The following is a 15,271-nucleotide window of genomic DNA, read 5'->3' on the forward strand; positions in this document are numbered from 1 at the left end:
ACGTCGGGTGGGGGGCCAGGGCGCGCAGGCAGTGCGCGTACGTCAGCACGCACATCGCGCCACCCCGCCCTGCCCGCTCCCGAGGTCGCCGCTGCCGACGCGGCCGCCCTCCTTCGCGAACGTCGCGTAGACGTCGGTCATCGTCATGTCAGAAGTCCCAGCCGTCGTCTTCGGTCTCGTCCTTGACCGGCTCGGGGGAGGCGAACGACTCGCCGACCATGCCCGCGGTGAGCGTGGTGCCGTCGGCGGGGTCGATCAGGATGAACGAGCCGGTGCGGCGCGAGTCGGCGTAGGAGTCGACCGGCAGCGGCTCGGCGGTACGGATCTTCACCCGGCCGATGTCGTTGGCGACGAGCTGTCCCGGGTGCGGGTGCAGGGACAGGTCGTCGAGCGTGAGCCGGGACGGGATGTCCTTGACGACCGCCTTGACCGTGCGGGTGCCGTGCTTGAGCAGCACCCGGTGGCCGACGGTCAGCGGCTGGTCGGCGACGTGGCAGACGGTCGCCTCGACGTCCTGGGTGGTCGCCGGGGCGTCCTTCGTCGGGACGATCAGGTCGCCGCGCGAGATGTCGATGTCGTCCGCGAGCAGCACCGTCACCGACTGGGTCGTCCAGGCCGTGTCGACCGGCTTGCCGAGGAGGTCGATGCCGGAGATCGTCGACGTACGGCCGGACGGCAGCACCGTGACGGCCTCGCCCACGTGGAACGTGCCGGCCGCGATCTGGCCGGCGTAACCGCGGTAGTCCGGGTGCTCGGCGGTCTGCGGGCGGATCACGTACTGCACGGGCAGCCGGGCGTGGCAGTGCGCCAGGTCGTGGCTGACCGGGACGGTCTCCAGGTGCTCCAGGACGGTCGGGCCGCCGTACCAGTCCATGTTCGCGGACGGCTCCACGACGTTGTCGCCGACGAGCGCCGAGATCGGGATCGCGGTGACCTCCGGGACGCCCAGCTCGGTGGCGTACGCCGTGAACTCCTCGGCGATCCCGGCGAAGATCGACTCCTGGTAGCCGACCAGGTCCATCTTGTTGACGGCGAGCACCACGTGCGGGACGCGCAGCAGGGCGGCGATCGCGGCGTGCCGGCGGGTCTGCTCGACGACGCCGTTGCGGGCGTCGACCAGGACCACGGTCAGCTCGGCGGTGGAGGCGCCGGTGACCATGTTCCGGGTGTACTGCACGTGGCCGGGGGTGTCGGCGAGGATGAACCGGCGCTTGGGGGTGGCGAAGTAGCGGTAGGCGACGTCGATGGTGATGCCCTGTTCGCGCTCGGCGCGCAGGCCGTCGGTGAGCAGGGCCAGGTCGGGGGCGTCCTGGCCGCGCGAGGCGGAGGCGCGTTCGACTGCTTCCAGCTGGTCGGCGAGGACCGACTTGGAGTCGTGCAGCAGCCGTCCGACGAGGGTGGACTTGCCGTCGTCGACGGAGCCGGCGGTCGCGAACCGCAGCAGGGTCGTCTCGGCGAGGCCGAGTTCCGTGGTGCTGGTGCTCATGGCTAGAAGTACCCCTCGCGCTTGCGGTCTTCCATCGCGGCCTCGGAGAGCTTGTCGTCGGCACGCGTCGCGCCGCGCTCGGTGAGCCGGGAGGCGGCGATCTCGGCGATCACCTTCTCGATGTCGTCGGCGTCGGAGTCGACCGCGCCGGTGCAGGACATGTCACCGACGGTCCGGTAGCGCACCTGCCGCTTCTCGACGGTCTCACCGTCCTTCGGGCCGCCCCACTCGCCGCCGGTCAGCCACATCCCTCCGCGCATGAACACCTCGCGCTCGTGCGCGAAGTAGATCTGCGGCAGTTCGATCTCTTCGCGGGCGATGTACTGCCAGACGTCGAGTTCGGTCCAGTTGGACAGGGGGAAGACGCGGACGTGTTCGCCGGGGGCGTGGCGGCCGTTGTAGAGGTTCCACAGCTCGGGGCGCTGGCGGCGCGGGTCCCACTGGGAGAACTCGTCGCGCAGGGAGAAGACGCGTTCCTTGGCGCGGGCCTTCTCCTCGTCGCGGCGGCCGCCGCCGAAGACGGCGTCGAACTTCTCGCTCTGGATCTTCTCGGTGAGGGGGACGGTCTGGAGCGGGTTGCGGGTGCCGTCGGGGCGCTCCCGCAGGACGCCACGGTCGATGTAGTCCTGCACCGAGGCAACGTGCAGGCGCAGGCCGTGCTCTGCGACGGTGTGGTCCCGGTACTCCAGGACCTCGGGGAAGTTGTGCCCGGTGTCCACATGGAGGAGCGAGAAGGGGATCGCGGCGGGGGCGAAGGCCTTCAGCGCCAGGTGGAGCATGACGATGGAGTCCTTGCCGCCGGAGAACAGGATCACCGGCCGTTCGAACTCGCCCGCCACCTCGCGGAAGATGTGGACCGCCTCGGACTCCAGCGCGTCCAGGTGGGACAGGGCGTACGGGGTGCCCGTGCCCTCCCCGTGCGCTGCCACGGTCGTCGTCATGCCAGTCCCTTCCCGCTCAGCAGGGCGTGCACGGACGCCGCGGACTCCTGCACGCTCTGGTGCTGCGACTCGATCCGCAGATCGGGCGTCTCGGGCTCCTCGTACGGGTCGTCGACGCCGGTCAGGCCGGTCAGCTCACCCGCGGCCTGCTTGGCGTACAGACCCTTCACGTCCCGCTCGCTGCACACCTCGACCGGGGTCGCCACGTGCACCTCGACGTACGCGGTGCCGTTCTCCGCGTGGCGCTTGCGCACCGCGTCGCGGCTGTCCGCGTAGGGGGCGATCACCGGGACGAGCGCCTTGACGCCGTTGCGGGCCAGCAGTTCGGCGACGAAGCCGATGCGCTGCACGTTGGTGTGCCGGTCCTCGCGGCTGAAGCCGAGGCCCGCCGAGATGAACTCGCGGATCTCGTCGCCGTCGAGCACCTCGACGAGGTGGCCCTCCTCGCGCAGCCGGGCGGCCAGCTCGTACGCGATGGTGGTCTTGCCGGCACTCGGCAGACCCGTGAGCCAGACGGTGGCTCCGGTCGTCACGTCGTTCTCCTGGTTCGTCGATGGGGTCGTCGATGGGTTCGTGGACGGGATCGCGGACGGGATCGTCCGGGTCGTCGAAGGCCCGGTGGTCGTCATCCGTGCAGTCCGCACTCGGTCTTGGCGCGTCCCGCCCAGCGGCCGGCGCGCGCGTCCTCGCCCTCAAGGACCCGGCGGGTGCAGGGAGCGCAGCCGACGGACGTGTAGCCGTCCATCAGCAGCGGGTTGGTCAGGACGCCGTGTTCGGCGACGTAGTCGTCCACGTCGTCCTGGGTCCAGCGGGCGATCGGGGAGATCTTGACCTTCTGCCGCTTCTCGTCCCAGCCGACGACCGGGGTGTTCGCCCGGGTCTCGGACTCGTCGCGGCGCAGTCCGGTAGCCCAGGCCGTGTAGTTCGCCAGGCCCCGCTCCAGGGGCAGGACCTTGCGGAGCCTGCAGCACAGGTCGGGGTCGCGGTCGTGCAGCCTGGGGCCGTACTCGGCGTCCTGCTCGGCGACGGTCTGGCGCGGGGTGAGGGTGATGACGTTGACGTCCATCACGGCCTCGACCGCGTCCCGGGTGCCGATGGTCTCCGGGAAGTGGTAGCCGGTGTCGAGGAAGACGACGTCGACGCCCTTCTGGACGCGGGAGGCGAGGTGGGCCACCACGGCGTCCTCCATGGAGGAGGTCACGCAGAAGCCCCTGCCGAAGGTGTCCACCGCCCACTGGAGGATCTCCAGGGCGGAGGCGTCCTCCAGGTCGCGGCCGGCCTGCTCGGCCAGCGCCTTCAGTTCGTCGGTCGTCCGGTCTTCCTGAGCCGTGGTCATATCCGTTCCCCTCCAGCTTCGGAGTGCTTCAGCCCCCGGGCGAGCAGCCCGAGGAACTTCAGCTGGAATGCGCGGTTGCAGGCCGCGCATTCCCAGGCGCCGTGGCCCTGCTCGCTGGGACGCAGGTCCTCGTCGCCGCAGTAGGGGCAGTAGAAGGGGGCGGCCCGCTCGCTCATGAGAGGGCCTCCTCACTGGCGCGGGACGCCCAGGCGGCGAACCGCTCGCCGTCCTCGCGCTCCGCCTGGAAGCGCCGGAGCACCCGCTCGACGTAGTCGGGCAGTTCCTCCGAGGTCACCTTGAGACCGCGGACCTTGCGGCCGAACCCGGCCTCCAGGCCGAGCGCGCCGCCCAGGTGCACCTGGAAGCCCTCGACCTGCTCGCCCGCGTCGTTCAGGACCAGCTGGCCCTTGAGACCGATGTCCGCGACCTGGATACGGGCGCAGGCGTTCGGGCAGCCGTTGATGTTGATGGTGAGCGGCTCGCCGAAGTCCGGCAGCCGGCGCTCCAGCTCGTCGATGAGCGAGGCACCGCGCGCCTTGGTCTCGACGATGGCGAGCTTGCAGTACTCGATGCCGGTGCAGGCCATGGTGCCGCGCCGGAACGGGGACGGCTCGGCGGTCAGGTCGAGCGCCTCCAGGGCCTCGACCAGCGAGTCGACCTGGTCCTCCGTGACATCGAGGACGATCATCTTCTGCTCGGCGGTGGTACGGACCCGCCCGGAGCCGTGGGCCTCGGCCAGGTCCGCGATCTTCGCCAGGGTGGCGCCGTCCACGCGGCCGACGCGCGGGGCGAACCCGACGTAGAAGTTGCCGTCCTTCTGCCGGTGCACACCGACGTGGTCGCGCCAGCGCTCGACGGGCTGCGCCGGGGCCGGCCCGTCGACGAGCCTGCGCTTCAGGAACTCGTCCTCAAGGACCTGGCGGAACTTCTCCGCGCCCCAGTCGGCGACCAGGAACTTCAGCCGGGCGCGGGTGCGCAGCCGCCGGTAGCCGTAGTCGCGGAAGATCGAGATGACGCCCTCGTAGACGTCGGGCACCTCGTCCAGCGGGACCCAGGCGCCGAGCCGGACACCGATCTTGGGGTTGGTGGACAGGCCGCCGCCGACCCACAGGTCGAAGCCCGGGCCGTGCTCGGGGTGGTCCACGCCGACGAACGCGATGTCGTTGATCTCGTGCGCCACGTCGAGCAGCGGCGAGCCGGAGATCGCGGACTTGAACTTGCGGGGCAGGTTCGAGAAGTCCTTGTTGCCGATGACCCGGCGCTGGATCTCGTCGATGGCCGGGCTGCCGTCGATGATCTCGTCGGCGGCGATGCCGGCGACCGGCGAGCCGAGGATCACCCGGGGCGTGTCACCGCAGGCCTCGGTGGTGGACAGGCCGACGGCCTCCAGCCGCTGCCAGATCTCGGGCACGTCCTCGATCCGGATCCAGTGGTACTGCACGTTCTGCCGGTCGGTGAGGTCCGCGGTGCCGCGCGCGAACTCCTGCGAGATCTCGCCGATCACCCGCAGCTGCTGCGTGGTCAGCCGGCCGCCGTCGATCCGCACCCGCAGCATGAAGTACTTGTCGTCCAGCTCCTCCGGCTCCAGGATGGCGGTCTTGCCGCCGTCGATGCCGGGCTTGCGCTGCGTGTACAGGCCCCACCAGCGCATCCGTCCGCGCAGGTCGTTGGGGTCGATCGAGTCGAAGCCGCGCTTGGAGTAGATCGTCTCAATGCGTGTCCGTACATTGAGACCGTCGTCGTCCTTCTTGAACTGCTCGTTGCCGTTGAGCGGGGTGAAGTGCCCCATGGCCCACTGACCCTCGCCACGGTGACGGCTCACCTTGCGGCGGGGCGCGGAGGCAGCAGGGTTCTGCGGGGTGGCGGCCATGGCGATATACGTCCTTCAGACAGCGGGTAAGCGGCTCTGACCTGCGCCTACGGGCGCGCGAGGGCATGTCTGCGCGGCACTGCGCAAGGGGGAGGTCCGGACACGGGAACGCGGCGGTGCTGTGCTCTCAGCCCGCCGGACAGATGGCGCTGGACATGCGGCCGAGGTCGACGTGGCGCCGACTCACCAAGGCAATCCCAGTTCCAGACATGACGGAAGCGTGTCACGCGGATCTCCGGCCAGTCCACCATTGTCCGCGATTCGGACCGATCTATTCTGAATAGTGAGACGAGGTGGTGTGGGTCACGCTCCGTCCCGCGCGCTGGTGTACGCCCCGGGCCACGGTCCGGGCGCCGAGACGTCCGGTTCGTCCTCGACCTTCGTGTCGAAGAGCCGGAAGCCCCGCCGCTGATAGTTCGCCATCGCGTGCTCGCCGTCCAGACTGCACGTGTGCAGCCACACCCGCTTCGTCGGCGGCCGCCCGTCCCACCGCTCCGCCAGGTCCCAGGCGCGCGCGGCGCCGTAGGAGAGCAGGTGGCCGCCGATGCGGCGGCCCCGGAAGGCCGGGATCAGACCGAAGTAGACGATCTCCACCACACCGTCGTCCTGCGGTTCGAGTTCCACGTAGCCCGCCGGGGTGCCCCGGTCGTACGCGACCCAGGTCTCCACGCCCGGCCGCGCCAGGTGCTGCTGCCAGCGGGCGTGGCTCCAGCCCAGCCGGTCGGTCCAGCGGATGTCACCGCCGACCGAGGCGTACAGGAAGCGGCTGAACTCGGGGGAGGGGACCTCGGCGCGGACGATCCCGACCGTGCCGCCGTCCGGGGCGGCGGCGGGCAGGAGGTCGGCCGCGGAGGTCTGCTCCAGGGACCAGGTGGTCACGACGATGCTGCTCATGGGGCCAGGCAATCATCCCGGCCCCGGACATGTCGACGGCTGTTATCCGAGCGACGCGTCGATCGAGCGCAGCGGGACCGCGAACAGCATGCGGTCCGTGACCGACCACACCTCGCCGGTGTCGGCCGCGTAGGAGAGCGAGCCGGTGCCCTCGCCCCAGCAGCGGTGCGAGGCGTCCGAGCCGCAGCGGGCCGCCTGTGCGCCCCTGGTGTCCTGCCGCCACAGGCTGCCGTGCCCGTCCATGGCGCCGGGCAGGTGCCCGATGTACCACTCGGAGTCCGTCGCACCCGGCGGCCGGTACGACAGGACGCCCCGGATCTCCGAGGCCCCGGTCCGGTACGCCTCGACCGCGTCGGCCCGGCCGAAGGTGTCCGTGGCCAGCAGTCCGTCCCGTTTCGGGCTCTCGTCGAACGCGTACCGCCACAACCGGGCGTGCTGGTCGCTGTCGGCGGGCGTCCACTCACCGAGGACCAGGCTGTCCGGCGCCGTCCCCCGGTCCACGGAGAGCGCGCTCGGACAGGGCGCGCCGGTCCGGGAGCAGGCTCCGGCGGAGTAGCGGTACGAGCCCACGGCCGGCATCACGTACCGGAGGCCGTCGGCCGACCAGCCGCCGGACACCCGGCCGACCGCGTCGGTCAGCACCGAGGTGCGCTGGATGCGGTTCAGGTCGTAGACGTAGAGCGCGTCGGCGCTGCCCTGGGCGGTGGTGACCAGGAGCTTGTCCTCGTACCAGGCCATGCCGGAGATCTCCGAGGTCAGGCCCCGGTAGGTCGAGCCGTCGGCGCTGGGCACGGTCAGCAGGACCCAGGAGTAGGAGGGGTGGGCGGGGTGGTTCGCGTTGATCACCGCGACCCTGGCCAGGCCCCGGGAGGCGGCGGGGCCGGTGGAGGTGCTGTGCGTCCAGCCGGCCAGGACGACGCGGTTGGCGCCCCACAGGCCGTCGTCGTCCGCCTCCGACGAGGTGGTCACCGAGGCCGGCCGCCAGTCGTCGGTGAGGGTGTCGGTGGGGTCCCAGCAGTACGCCTCGGCGGCGGCCGGGGTGACCGGCAGCGAGTCCCGGTCGTCGGAGTCGCAGTCGGCCGCCGCACGCAGGGTGTGGTCGGCCTCGGCCAGCACGTCGGTCACCCCGACCGTGCCGCCCATCGCGGAGGCGAGCCGGTCCAGCGAGCGGCGCGGTACGAGGTGCTCCCGCAGTTGCAGCGGGGCGGTGTCCGCGGCGGAGGTCAGCGGCTTCAGCCTGCCGGGGTCCTCGGCGACCGTGGCCTGCGAGGCGCTCACGATCGTGGCCGTCGCGGTGAGCGCCAGCGCGGTACCGGCCAGGGCCGCGCGCAGGGCCGCACCCCGTCTGCGCCGCCGGTGTCTGCCGCGATGCTTCATGTCTCCTCCCGAGGCGGGCCAACTGCGCCTGGTGGTCGAAGCGTTGACCAAGGAGCAGGTGGGGAGCCCGTACCGGGATGCTACGGCAGCCGGAGCCGCCGTATCTCGAAGACCCCGCAAATATGCGGAAGATACCTCCTCGGATGCCCCGGATGCGTTAAATATGTCCGGGTGGCCGGGACGCCGTCACCGCGGGGGCGGTCGAGTACGGCAGCAGGTCGCGCGGGTCGTCGGGGAGCAGCACCTCGACCTCCGCGTCCTCCCGGAAGCGGTACGGCCGGTGTTCCAGAAGCGCCCCGAGATACCGCCGGATCCTGGACATCTCGGCGCGTACGGTCACGGTCCGCGAGGCGTCCCCGAACACGTCCTCGGCCAGCCCGGCCGCGCTGCGCCCGCCCCGCCGTACCGCCAGCAGGTACAGCAACTCGGCGTGCCGGGGACTGAGTTCACGGGACCACGAGCCCGCGCCGCCGCCGACCGTCACGGAGGGCCTGCGCGGCCGGGCCAGGTCCAGCACCAGCCGGCCGCCGCCCACCGGTGCCGGCTCGTCCACCGCCCGCAGCAGCCAGCCCCCGGCCAGCGGCTCCACCGCGCACAGCCCGAGCGCGGGCAGCCACCGGCGGCCCGGCGAGAGCGACTTGGGCAGCGCGAGCCGCCGCGGATACGGCATGCCGGTGACCGCCGCGGTCCAGCCGTCGGCGTCCACCACCACCGCCCGCCCGCCCAGCCGGGCCAGCACCGGCGCCGCGACCGCCCGCAGCCGCTCCAGCGCGTCCAGGTGCAGCTCCCGCAGCCGGGCCTCGGCGAGCTTCGCCACCGCGTTCACCCAGGCCAGGGTCGCCGGATGCATCGTCTCCAGCGGGCCGCTGACATCGACCACCCCGAGCAGGGTGCCGTCCCGGGGATCCGTGATCGGGGCGCCGGAACACGTCCAGGAGACGTGCGAGCGGACGAAGTGCTCGGCGGCGAAGACCTGCACGGGCCTGCGCACCACCGCCGGGGTGCCGACCCCGTTGGTCCCGACGACGTCTTCGCGCCAGTCGGCGCCGAGTTCGAAGCCCAGCCCGTCCGCCTTGCGCAGCACCGGCGAGGATCCCTCCCGCCACAGCACCCGGCCGTCGGCGTCCGCCACCACCATGATGTGCTGGGCGACGTCCGCGACCGAAAGCAGCCCCTCGCGCAGCACCGGCAGCACGTCCTTGAGCGGTGACTCCTCACGTCTGCGCCGGACTTCGTCGGCGGAGAGCAGCCCCGAGCGGAAGTCGTGGTCGGGGTCCACGCCGCTGCGCAGCATCCGCCCCCAGGACTGTTCGATCACCGGTCGGGGCGAGACGCGCCCCCGCTGTCCGGCGAGTCTGGCCTCGCGCACGTCGTTCAGTACCCGCGCCGCCTGCGCCGCGTCCTTCGCGGCGAGTCGCGCCACGTCCATCGGCGGGTTCCCCACTGAGGTCCTCCCGGATAGGCCTCGGAAAAGGCATCGATGAGTCGCTGTCAAGCCGTCCGGGCGGCGGTTTCCGGTCCGACTGCGCGTCTTATACTGCCGTTTTCCGGTGCCGGAGGCACACAGTCCACGCACAGTCACCGATATGTTGCAACCCCTTGCAACCCTGGTGAACGGGCCGGGGGTGGCCGAAACTTGAGCCGACGCCGTGGCGTCGGAGGCCTGACATGGGCCGAAGAGGTGGGGGTGGTGCCGTGTCGGCGCAGCACCACCCCCACCTGCGGTGCGTTGGCCGTCGCGCAAGGGGGTGCGTTGTCTGGTGCGTTGGCGGCTGACGGTTGTGGGGGCTGGTCGCGCAGTTCCCCGCGCCCCTTTAGGCAGGGCAGCTCCCGTGTCTCAAGAAGTCACCCGGGCTCGGTCTACCACCGCCGTGAGGTCCAGGTTGCCCGGCAGGGTGCCGAAGGTTGCACCCCAGTCGTTGCCCAGCCTCGATGCGCAGAAGGCGTCCGCCACCTCCGCCGGTGCGAAGCGGACCAGCAACGAACCCTGGAGGACCGTTGCCAGGCGTTCCACCAGGCGTCTGGCCCGGGTCTCCATGCCCTCCAGGTCGGCCAGTTCGGAGAAGAGGTCCTTGACCGCGCGGTCCAGGCGGTGGTCGGCGCCGTGGGCGCGGCCGATCTCCCGGAGGTAGGCGTCCAGGGCGCCCGGTTCGCGTTGCAGGGCGCGGAGCACGTCCAGGGCCTGGATGTTGCCGGCGCCCTCCCAGACCGAGTTGAGCGGGGACTCGCGGACCAGCCGGGGCAGACCCGACTCCTCCACGTAGCCGTTGCCGCCGAGACACTCCGCGGCCTCCACGACGAGGGGCGCGCAGCGTTTGGTCACCCAGTACTTGGCGGCCGGCAGGGCCAGCCTGAGCAGGGCCTGTTCGGACTCGCCGCCGTCGTCGTAGGCGGCGGCCAGCCGCAGCGCGAGCGTGGTCGCGGCCTCCGACTCGATCGCGAGGTCGGCGAGGACGTTGCGCATGAGCGGCTGGTCGGCGAGGGCCGAGCCGAAGGCCTTGCGGTGGGTGGCGTGGTGCACGGCCTGCGCCACCGCCTGCCGGATCAGCCCCGCCGAGCCCAGCACACAGTCCAGCCGGGTCGCCGCGACCATCTCGATGATGGTCCGCACCCCGCGCCCCTCCTCACCCACCCGGCGCGCCCAGGTCCCGTCGAACTCGACTTCGCCCGACGCGTTCGACCGGTTGCCGAGCTTGTCCTTGAGCCGCTGGAGGAGGAAGGCGTTGCGGGTGCCGTCCGCCAGGACGCGCGGCACGAGGAAGCAGGTGAGGCCGTCCGGCGCCTGGGCCAGCACCAGGAAGCCGTCCGACATGGGTGCCGAGCAGAACCACTTGTGTCCGGTCAGGGTGTACGTCCCGGCCTCGGCGAGCGGGGCGGCGGCGGTCGTGTTCGCCCGGACGTCGCTGCCGCCCTGCTTCTCCGTCATGCCCATGCCGAACAGGGCGCCGGCCTTCCGGGCGGCGGGCCGCAGTCCGCGGTCGTAGACCGTGGAGGTCAGCAACGGCTCCCACACGGCGGCCAGCTCCGGGTCGGTGCGCAGCGCGGGCACCGCCGCGTTGGTCATCGACAGCGGGCAGCAGTTGCCGGCCTCCACCTGGGTCCAGACCAGGAAGGCGGCGGCACGCCGGACGTGCCCGGACGGCCGTACCCAGCCGGTGGTCAGGCCCGCGCCGACGCCCTTGCCGAGCAGCCGGTGCCAGGCGGGATGGAACTCGACCTCGTCGATCCGGTGCCCGTAGCGGTCGTGGGTGCGCAGCCGCGGCGGGTGCTCGTTCGCCTGGGCGCCCCACTCCTGCACCTGCGCCGAGCCGGCCGAGGCGCCGATCCCCGACAGCTCGGTGCGCACCTCGTCGAGCAGCTCCGGCTCGGTGTGCCGCTCGACGGCCTCCACCAGGGCCCGGTCGGCGGCGAACAGGTCGTACCCGACCAGCGGGGGCGGCTGGTTGGTCACGGTGTGCGTGGTGTTGCCTGCCATGTCTGCGAACCTAACCGGGAAGGCGGCGGTGGCGTCCAGCCTGACACAACGGCCCCGGTCACCGCGCCCGCCCCGGCCGTGGCCCCGTGAGGTGAGGACGGCCCCGGACGGCGGATACCGTTAGGGCGTGCAGCCAGCAAGCGATACTCCCGAGCGGCCCTCCGGCCGGCTCCACCGGGCCAGGGCCCTCTACCGGAACGTCTCCAAGCGCAGGACGGCCTGGCTGCTGATCAAGGACACCACCAATTCCTGCATGGAGTACCGCATCCTCGGCCTCGCCGCCGAGGCCGCCTTCTTCACCCTGCTGTCCGTCCCGCCGCTGCTGCTCAGCCTCATCGGACTGCTCGGCTACGTCGACGCCTGGACCGGCGCGCACACCATCGCCAGCCTGGAGACCAACCTCCTGGACGCCTCCCGCACGGTCCTGTCCGACAAGGGTGTGAAGGAGATCGCCGAGCCGATCCTGCACGACGTGGTGCGCGGCGGGCGCCCCGACGTCATCTCCATCGGCTTCCTGTTCGCCCTGTGGTCGGGCTCCCGCGCGGTGAACGTCTTCATCGACACGATCACCGTGATGTACGGCCTCGACGGCGTCCGGGGCATCGTGAAGACCCGGATCGTCTCCTTCCTTCTCTTCATCGCCGCGCTGCTGATCGGTTCGGTCGCGCTCCCGCTGATGGTGGCCGGGCCGGACGCGGTGGTCGGGATCGTGCCCTGGTCCGAGACGCTCGTACAGGTCCTGTACTGGCCGGTCGTGATCGTCCTGTCCATCGTCTTCCTGACCACGCTGTACCACGTCTCCGTGCCGGTGCGCTCGCCGTGGGTCGAGGACGTCCCCGGCGCCCTGGTCGCCCTGGCCATGTGGGTTCTCGGCAGCTTCCTGCTGCGCATCTACCTGACCAACACCATCGAGGGCGCGACGATCTACGGCTCACTCGCCGCGTCCGTCGCCGTGCTGCTGTGGATCGGCGTGTCCGCCTTCGCCGTGCTGGTCGGGGCCGCCGTGAACGCCGCCATCGACCGGGTCTGGCCGGCCGCCGCGACGGCCGCGGCGCGCGCCGCCAACGAGCGGCTGCGGGAGGCCCAGGTCGCCGAGTACGTGGCCCGCGCGGCCGCGGCGGCCCGGGAGGCGGGTCCGGACGACCCCGACGACCCGGACATGCCGTCGGAGTTCCCGGAGCGCTGGTCCCGGTTCCTGCCGCCGGAGGACGTCACGTCACGGTTGCGGACGCATGTGAAGAGCAGCCATCCGCCGCCGCGCAAGCCGGAGGCCTGAGGGCGACGCCGGGTTCGATGCGGGGGACCGCGGTCCCGCACCCTTGAGGGGGCGCGCGTCTACGCTGGCGTGTGTGTACACGGAACGGGCGTCCCGGCTCTCGGGTGCCGTCGTCTGGGTGAACAGGCCGGACGTCGGCGGCACCGGGCGCGTGCTGCCCGACGGGTGCATGGACCTGCTCTGGAACGAGGGGCGGCTGCTGGTCGCCGGGCCCGATACACGTGCTCACGCCACCGAGGGGGCCCAGGGGGTGTGGGTCGGCCTCCGTTTCTACCCCGGGTCCGCGCCCGCCCTCCTCGGCGTGCCCGCCTACGAACTGCTGGATCAACGGGTCGAGCTGGGCGACCTGTGGCCGGCCGCGGACGTGCGGCGGCTGCGGGACCGGCTCGCAGGTGCGGGCGATCCGGCCGCCGCGCTGGAGGAGATCGCTCTGGAGCGCGCCGTCCCGCCCGACCCCTCCCTGCGGCGGCTCGTCGAAGCCCTGGACGCCGGGCGGCCCGTGGCGGCCGTCGCCGACGAACTCGGCCTCGGTGCGCGCAGTTTGCATCGCCGTAGCCGTGCCGCCTTCGGCTACGGGCCCAAGACGCTGGCCCGGGTACTGCGGATGCAACGGGCGCTCGGGCTCGCCCGGGCCGGGGTTCCGCTCGCGGAGACGGCGGTCCGGGCGGGGTACGCGGACCAGCCTCATCTCTCCCGCGACGTACGGGAGCTGGCGGGGCTGCCGTTGGGCGCGCTACTCGGCGGGTAGCGGGGCGAACAGGTCGACGCCGTTGCCGTCGGGGTCGTGCACCGTGGCGTACCGCTGGCCCCAGAACGCGTCCCAGGGCTTGAGCTCGCCGTGGTACCCGGCGCCGACCAGGTCGTCGTAGAGCGCGTCGACCTCGGCGGGCGAGTCGCAGCGGAAGGCGAGCCCCACCCGGCCGCCGCCGGCCGGCGGGCGCCAGGCCGGGTGGAAGGAGCGGATCGTCGCCTCGGTGTCCAGGGCCAGGGTGAGCCCGCCGGGCAACTCGGCCTCGACGTGCGGCTGTTCCTCGGCGCCGGGCGGGAACTCCAGGCCGAGGCGACGGTAGAAGGCGAGGGACGCGGCCAGATCGGAGGAGACGAGACCGAGAACGGCGAATCGTGGAGTCATGCCGTCACCGTAGGCGGCGGCCGGCGGCCGGTCTTGAAGGAATCGGACACGCGGTTCGGCGGAAGGCCTCCGGCCCGTGCGCGGAGCCGACGCCGGAGGGAGCGCCGCCGGGCGGGACACCGGAGAAAAACCGGTCCCGCTGTGGAACGCCTGTGCGGCACGATGGGCGCATGATCCGTGCCGTGCGCGTCCTGCCGACCCTGCTCCTCGCCGTCGCCCTGCTCACCGGGTGCGGTACCGAGAAGGCGGGCCCGGGAGACTCCGGCGCCCCGGCCGACCCGGCCGAACTGGCCTCCAAGGCGGCGGCGTTGGGAATCGCCCCGGAGATGGTCTACGTCACCGACGCCGCGGGCTTCACCCTCGCCCAGCAGTCCGTCGGCGTCCAGGGCGACGACGGCTTCTCCGCCTCGTACGCGGACGACTCCGGTGCCGTCATCCACCTCTACACCGACCACCTGCGCTACGCCGGGCAGCACAAGTACGAGGTGTCGGAGAAGGGCTGCGTGGTGTGGCTGGAGGGCGAGGGCGGGGTCTCCGGCGCGGTGCTGGGCAAGGCGCTGCGCGCCGTCCACCGTCCCACCGCCGCCGAGCTCGACACCCTGCTGCCCACCCCCGACCCGGCCTTCACCGACGACCAGCCCGTGCAGCGCGGCGACCTGCCGAGCGACGGCGGGGCTCCCGACAACAGCGTGCCGACGCCGGGCCTTTGAGCCGGACCCGACCGTGGGCGATCATGCGGGCATGGCCCCTCGACTGCTCGTCCACACCCGCACCACCGGCTACCGCCACGCCTCCATCCCCGACGCCCTCGCCGCGGTACGGGAGTTCGCGGGCGCGGACGTCGACGCCACCGAGGACCCGGCCGCCCTCGAACAGCCCCTGGACGGGTACGCGGCCGTCGTCTTCCTCTCCACCAGCGGCGAGATCCTGACCCCGGCCGGGCGGGCGCGGCTCGCCGCCTACGTGGCGGCCGGCGGCGGTTTCGCCGGTGTGCACGCGGCGGCCTGCACCGAGTACGACTGGCCGTCCTACGGCGAACTCCTCGGCGCCCGCTTCGACCGCCATCCGGAGTACCAGCCCGGCCGCGCGCTCGTCGAGGACCACGACCACCCCGCGACCCGGCACCTGCCCGCCGTCTGGGACTTCACCGACGAGTGGTACGACTTCCGCGACAACCCGCGCGGCCGGGTGCGGGTCCTGCTGCGCGCCGACGAGACGTCGTACGAAGGCGGTGGGATGGGGGACGACCATCCGCTGGCCTGGTGCCGCGAGCATGGGGCCGGACGGGTGTTCTACACCGCCCTCGGCCACGCGCCGGAGGCCTACCGGGATTCCGGCTTCCTGGCCCACCTGTACGGGGGTCTCGCCTGGGCCGCACGGCTGGTCCAGTGACGTTTCTCCGGTGAACCGGATCCGCCATTGGGGTGAGTAAAGGTCGCGCACGGAGATAGTCACGTGCGTATCTAGAGATGCTCTTGTCTTGG

16 protein-coding genes are annotated in these 15,271 nt (G+C 72.1%); 4 read left to right on the forward strand and 12 right to left on the reverse strand.

Annotation, left to right across the window (positions count from 1 at the left end; translation table 11 throughout):
• Window positions 1-148: 148 nt before the first annotated feature.
• From ACFZB3_RS00880 to ACFZB3_RS00930, 11 genes are all read right to left on the reverse strand, one after another.
• Entirely contained in the window at window positions 149-1,486 is a 1,338-nt protein-coding gene (locus tag ACFZB3_RS00880; RefSeq protein WP_391367589.1) for a GTP-binding protein, read from the reverse strand.
• A 2-nt stretch (window positions 1,487-1,488) separates the two neighbouring features.
• Window positions 1,489-2,427, reverse strand: a complete 939-nt coding sequence (gene cysD, locus ACFZB3_RS00885) for a sulfate adenylyltransferase subunit CysD (RefSeq protein ID WP_391367592.1) — start codon at window positions 2,425-2,427, stop codon at window positions 1,489-1,491.
• On the reverse strand, window positions 2,424-3,056 hold the full coding sequence (gene cysC / locus ACFZB3_RS00890; protein ID WP_391367595.1) for an adenylyl-sulfate kinase: 633 nt from the start codon (window positions 3,054-3,056) through the stop codon (window positions 2,424-2,426). Before cysC ends, cysD begins: the two co-directional genes overlap by 4 nt.
• A complete protein-coding gene (locus ACFZB3_RS00895) occupies window positions 3,053-3,763 on the reverse strand; it encodes a phosphoadenylyl-sulfate reductase (RefSeq protein WP_391367598.1) in 711 nt (236 codons plus the stop codon). The genes cysC and ACFZB3_RS00895 overlap by 4 nt, the downstream gene beginning before the upstream one ends.
• Complete coding sequence (locus tag ACFZB3_RS00900; protein WP_391367600.1) at window positions 3,760-3,939, reverse strand: hypothetical protein; 180 nt, start codon at window positions 3,937-3,939, stop codon at window positions 3,760-3,762. Before ACFZB3_RS00900 ends, ACFZB3_RS00895 begins: the two co-directional genes overlap by 4 nt.
• On the reverse strand, window positions 3,936-5,633 hold the full coding sequence (locus ACFZB3_RS00905) for a nitrite/sulfite reductase (RefSeq protein WP_391367603.1): 1,698 nt from the start codon (window positions 5,631-5,633) through the stop codon (window positions 3,936-3,938). Before ACFZB3_RS00905 ends, ACFZB3_RS00900 begins: the two co-directional genes overlap by 4 nt.
• Window positions 5,634-5,760: 127 nt before the next feature.
• Window positions 5,761-5,844 (reverse strand): putative leader peptide, encoded by an 84-nt coding sequence (locus ACFZB3_RS00910; RefSeq protein WP_309500612.1) that lies wholly within the window; start codon window positions 5,842-5,844, stop codon window positions 5,761-5,763.
• A gap of 92 nt (window positions 5,845-5,936) precedes the next feature.
• On the reverse strand, window positions 5,937-6,527 hold the full coding sequence (locus ACFZB3_RS00915; protein ID WP_391367605.1) for a GNAT family N-acetyltransferase: 591 nt from the start codon (window positions 6,525-6,527) through the stop codon (window positions 5,937-5,939).
• A 42-nt stretch (window positions 6,528-6,569) separates the two neighbouring features.
• On the reverse strand, window positions 6,570-7,904 hold the full coding sequence (locus ACFZB3_RS00920; RefSeq protein WP_391367608.1) for a hypothetical protein: 1,335 nt from the start codon (window positions 7,902-7,904) through the stop codon (window positions 6,570-6,572).
• 157 nt (window positions 7,905-8,061) lie between these two features.
• Window positions 8,062-9,333, reverse strand: a complete 1,272-nt coding sequence (locus ACFZB3_RS00925) for a GAF domain-containing protein (protein ID WP_391367611.1) — start codon at window positions 9,331-9,333, stop codon at window positions 8,062-8,064.
• 408 nt (window positions 9,334-9,741) lie between these two features.
• The gene (locus ACFZB3_RS00930; protein ID WP_391367615.1) at window positions 9,742-11,379 is read right to left on the reverse strand and encodes an acyl-CoA dehydrogenase family protein; all 1,638 of its coding nucleotides are present in this window, start codon (window positions 11,377-11,379) and stop codon (window positions 9,742-9,744) included.
• 127 nt (window positions 11,380-11,506) lie between these two features.
• Here ACFZB3_RS00930 and ACFZB3_RS00935 point away from each other — a divergent pair, with 127 nt between their 5' ends.
• A complete protein-coding gene (locus ACFZB3_RS00935; RefSeq protein WP_391367617.1) occupies window positions 11,507-12,655 on the forward strand; it encodes a YhjD/YihY/BrkB family envelope integrity protein in 1,149 nt (382 codons plus the stop codon).
• Window positions 12,656-12,728: 73 nt separating this feature from the next.
• Entirely contained in the window at window positions 12,729-13,403 is a 675-nt protein-coding gene (locus tag ACFZB3_RS00940; protein WP_391367620.1) for a helix-turn-helix domain-containing protein, read from the forward strand.
• Here the strand turns inward: ACFZB3_RS00940 and ACFZB3_RS00945 are convergent.
• Complete coding sequence (locus ACFZB3_RS00945) at window positions 13,389-13,787, reverse strand: VOC family protein (RefSeq protein ID WP_391367623.1); 399 nt, start codon at window positions 13,785-13,787, stop codon at window positions 13,389-13,391. The genes ACFZB3_RS00940 and ACFZB3_RS00945 overlap by 15 nt on opposite strands.
• Window positions 13,788-13,957: 170 nt before the next feature.
• On the opposite strand from ACFZB3_RS00945, the gene ACFZB3_RS00950 reads away from it, so the two are divergent.
• The gene (locus tag ACFZB3_RS00950) at window positions 13,958-14,497 is read left to right on the forward strand and encodes a membrane lipoprotein (RefSeq protein ID WP_391367626.1); all 540 of its coding nucleotides are present in this window, start codon (window positions 13,958-13,960) and stop codon (window positions 14,495-14,497) included.
• Between the two features lie 31 nt (window positions 14,498-14,528).
• Window positions 14,529-15,179 carry a ThuA domain-containing protein gene (locus ACFZB3_RS00955; RefSeq protein WP_391367629.1) on the forward strand — a complete coding sequence of 217 codons (651 nt, stop codon included), beginning with the start codon at window positions 14,529-14,531 and terminating at the stop codon, window positions 15,177-15,179.
• Window positions 15,180-15,271 lie beyond the last annotated feature (92 nt).

This window comes from Streptomyces sp. NPDC008092, from assembly GCF_042957285.1.
GTDB lineage: Bacteria > Actinomycetota > Actinomycetes > Streptomycetales > Streptomycetaceae > Streptomyces.

What these genes read in the sequence shown, in the direction of transcription:
- ACFZB3_RS00930 (WP_391367615.1), bottom strand. Translation starts at nt 11,379, where the DNA reads ATGGCAGGCAACACCACGCACACCGTGACCAACCAGCCGCCCCCGCTG.
- ACFZB3_RS00955 (WP_391367629.1), top strand. Translation starts at nt 14,529, where the DNA reads ATGGCCCCTCGACTGCTCGTCCACACCCGCACCACCGGCTACCGCCAC.
- ACFZB3_RS00920 (WP_391367608.1), bottom strand. Translation starts at nt 7,904, where the DNA reads ATGAAGCATCGCGGCAGACACCGGCGGCGCAGACGGGGTGCGGCCCTG.
- ACFZB3_RS00895 (WP_391367598.1), bottom strand. Translation starts at nt 3,763, where the DNA reads ATGACCACGGCTCAGGAAGACCGGACGACCGACGAACTGAAGGCGCTG.
- cysC (WP_391367595.1), bottom strand. Translation starts at nt 3,056, where the DNA reads ATGACGACCACCGGGCCTTCGACGACCCGGACGATCCCGTCCGCGATC.
- ACFZB3_RS00910 (WP_309500612.1), bottom strand. Translation starts at nt 5,844, where the DNA reads ATGTCTGGAACTGGGATTGCCTTGGTGAGTCGGCGCCACGTCGACCTC.
- ACFZB3_RS00880 (WP_391367589.1), bottom strand. Translation starts at nt 1,486, where the DNA reads ATGAGCACCAGCACCACGGAACTCGGCCTCGCCGAGACGACCCTGCTG.
- ACFZB3_RS00905 (WP_391367603.1), bottom strand. Translation starts at nt 5,633, where the DNA reads ATGGCCGCCACCCCGCAGAACCCTGCTGCCTCCGCGCCCCGCCGCAAG.
- ACFZB3_RS00925 (WP_391367611.1), bottom strand. Translation starts at nt 9,333, where the DNA reads ATGGACGTGGCGCGACTCGCCGCGAAGGACGCGGCGCAGGCGGCGCGG.
- ACFZB3_RS00950 (WP_391367626.1), top strand. Translation starts at nt 13,958, where the DNA reads ATGATCCGTGCCGTGCGCGTCCTGCCGACCCTGCTCCTCGCCGTCGCC.
- cysD (WP_391367592.1), bottom strand. Translation starts at nt 2,427, where the DNA reads ATGACGACGACCGTGGCAGCGCACGGGGAGGGCACGGGCACCCCGTAC.
- ACFZB3_RS00915 (WP_391367605.1), bottom strand. Translation starts at nt 6,527, where the DNA reads ATGAGCAGCATCGTCGTGACCACCTGGTCCCTGGAGCAGACCTCCGCG.
- ACFZB3_RS00945 (WP_391367623.1), bottom strand. Translation starts at nt 13,787, where the DNA reads ATGACTCCACGATTCGCCGTTCTCGGTCTCGTCTCCTCCGATCTGGCC.
- ACFZB3_RS00900 (WP_391367600.1), bottom strand. Translation starts at nt 3,939, where the DNA reads ATGAGCGAGCGGGCCGCCCCCTTCTACTGCCCCTACTGCGGCGACGAG.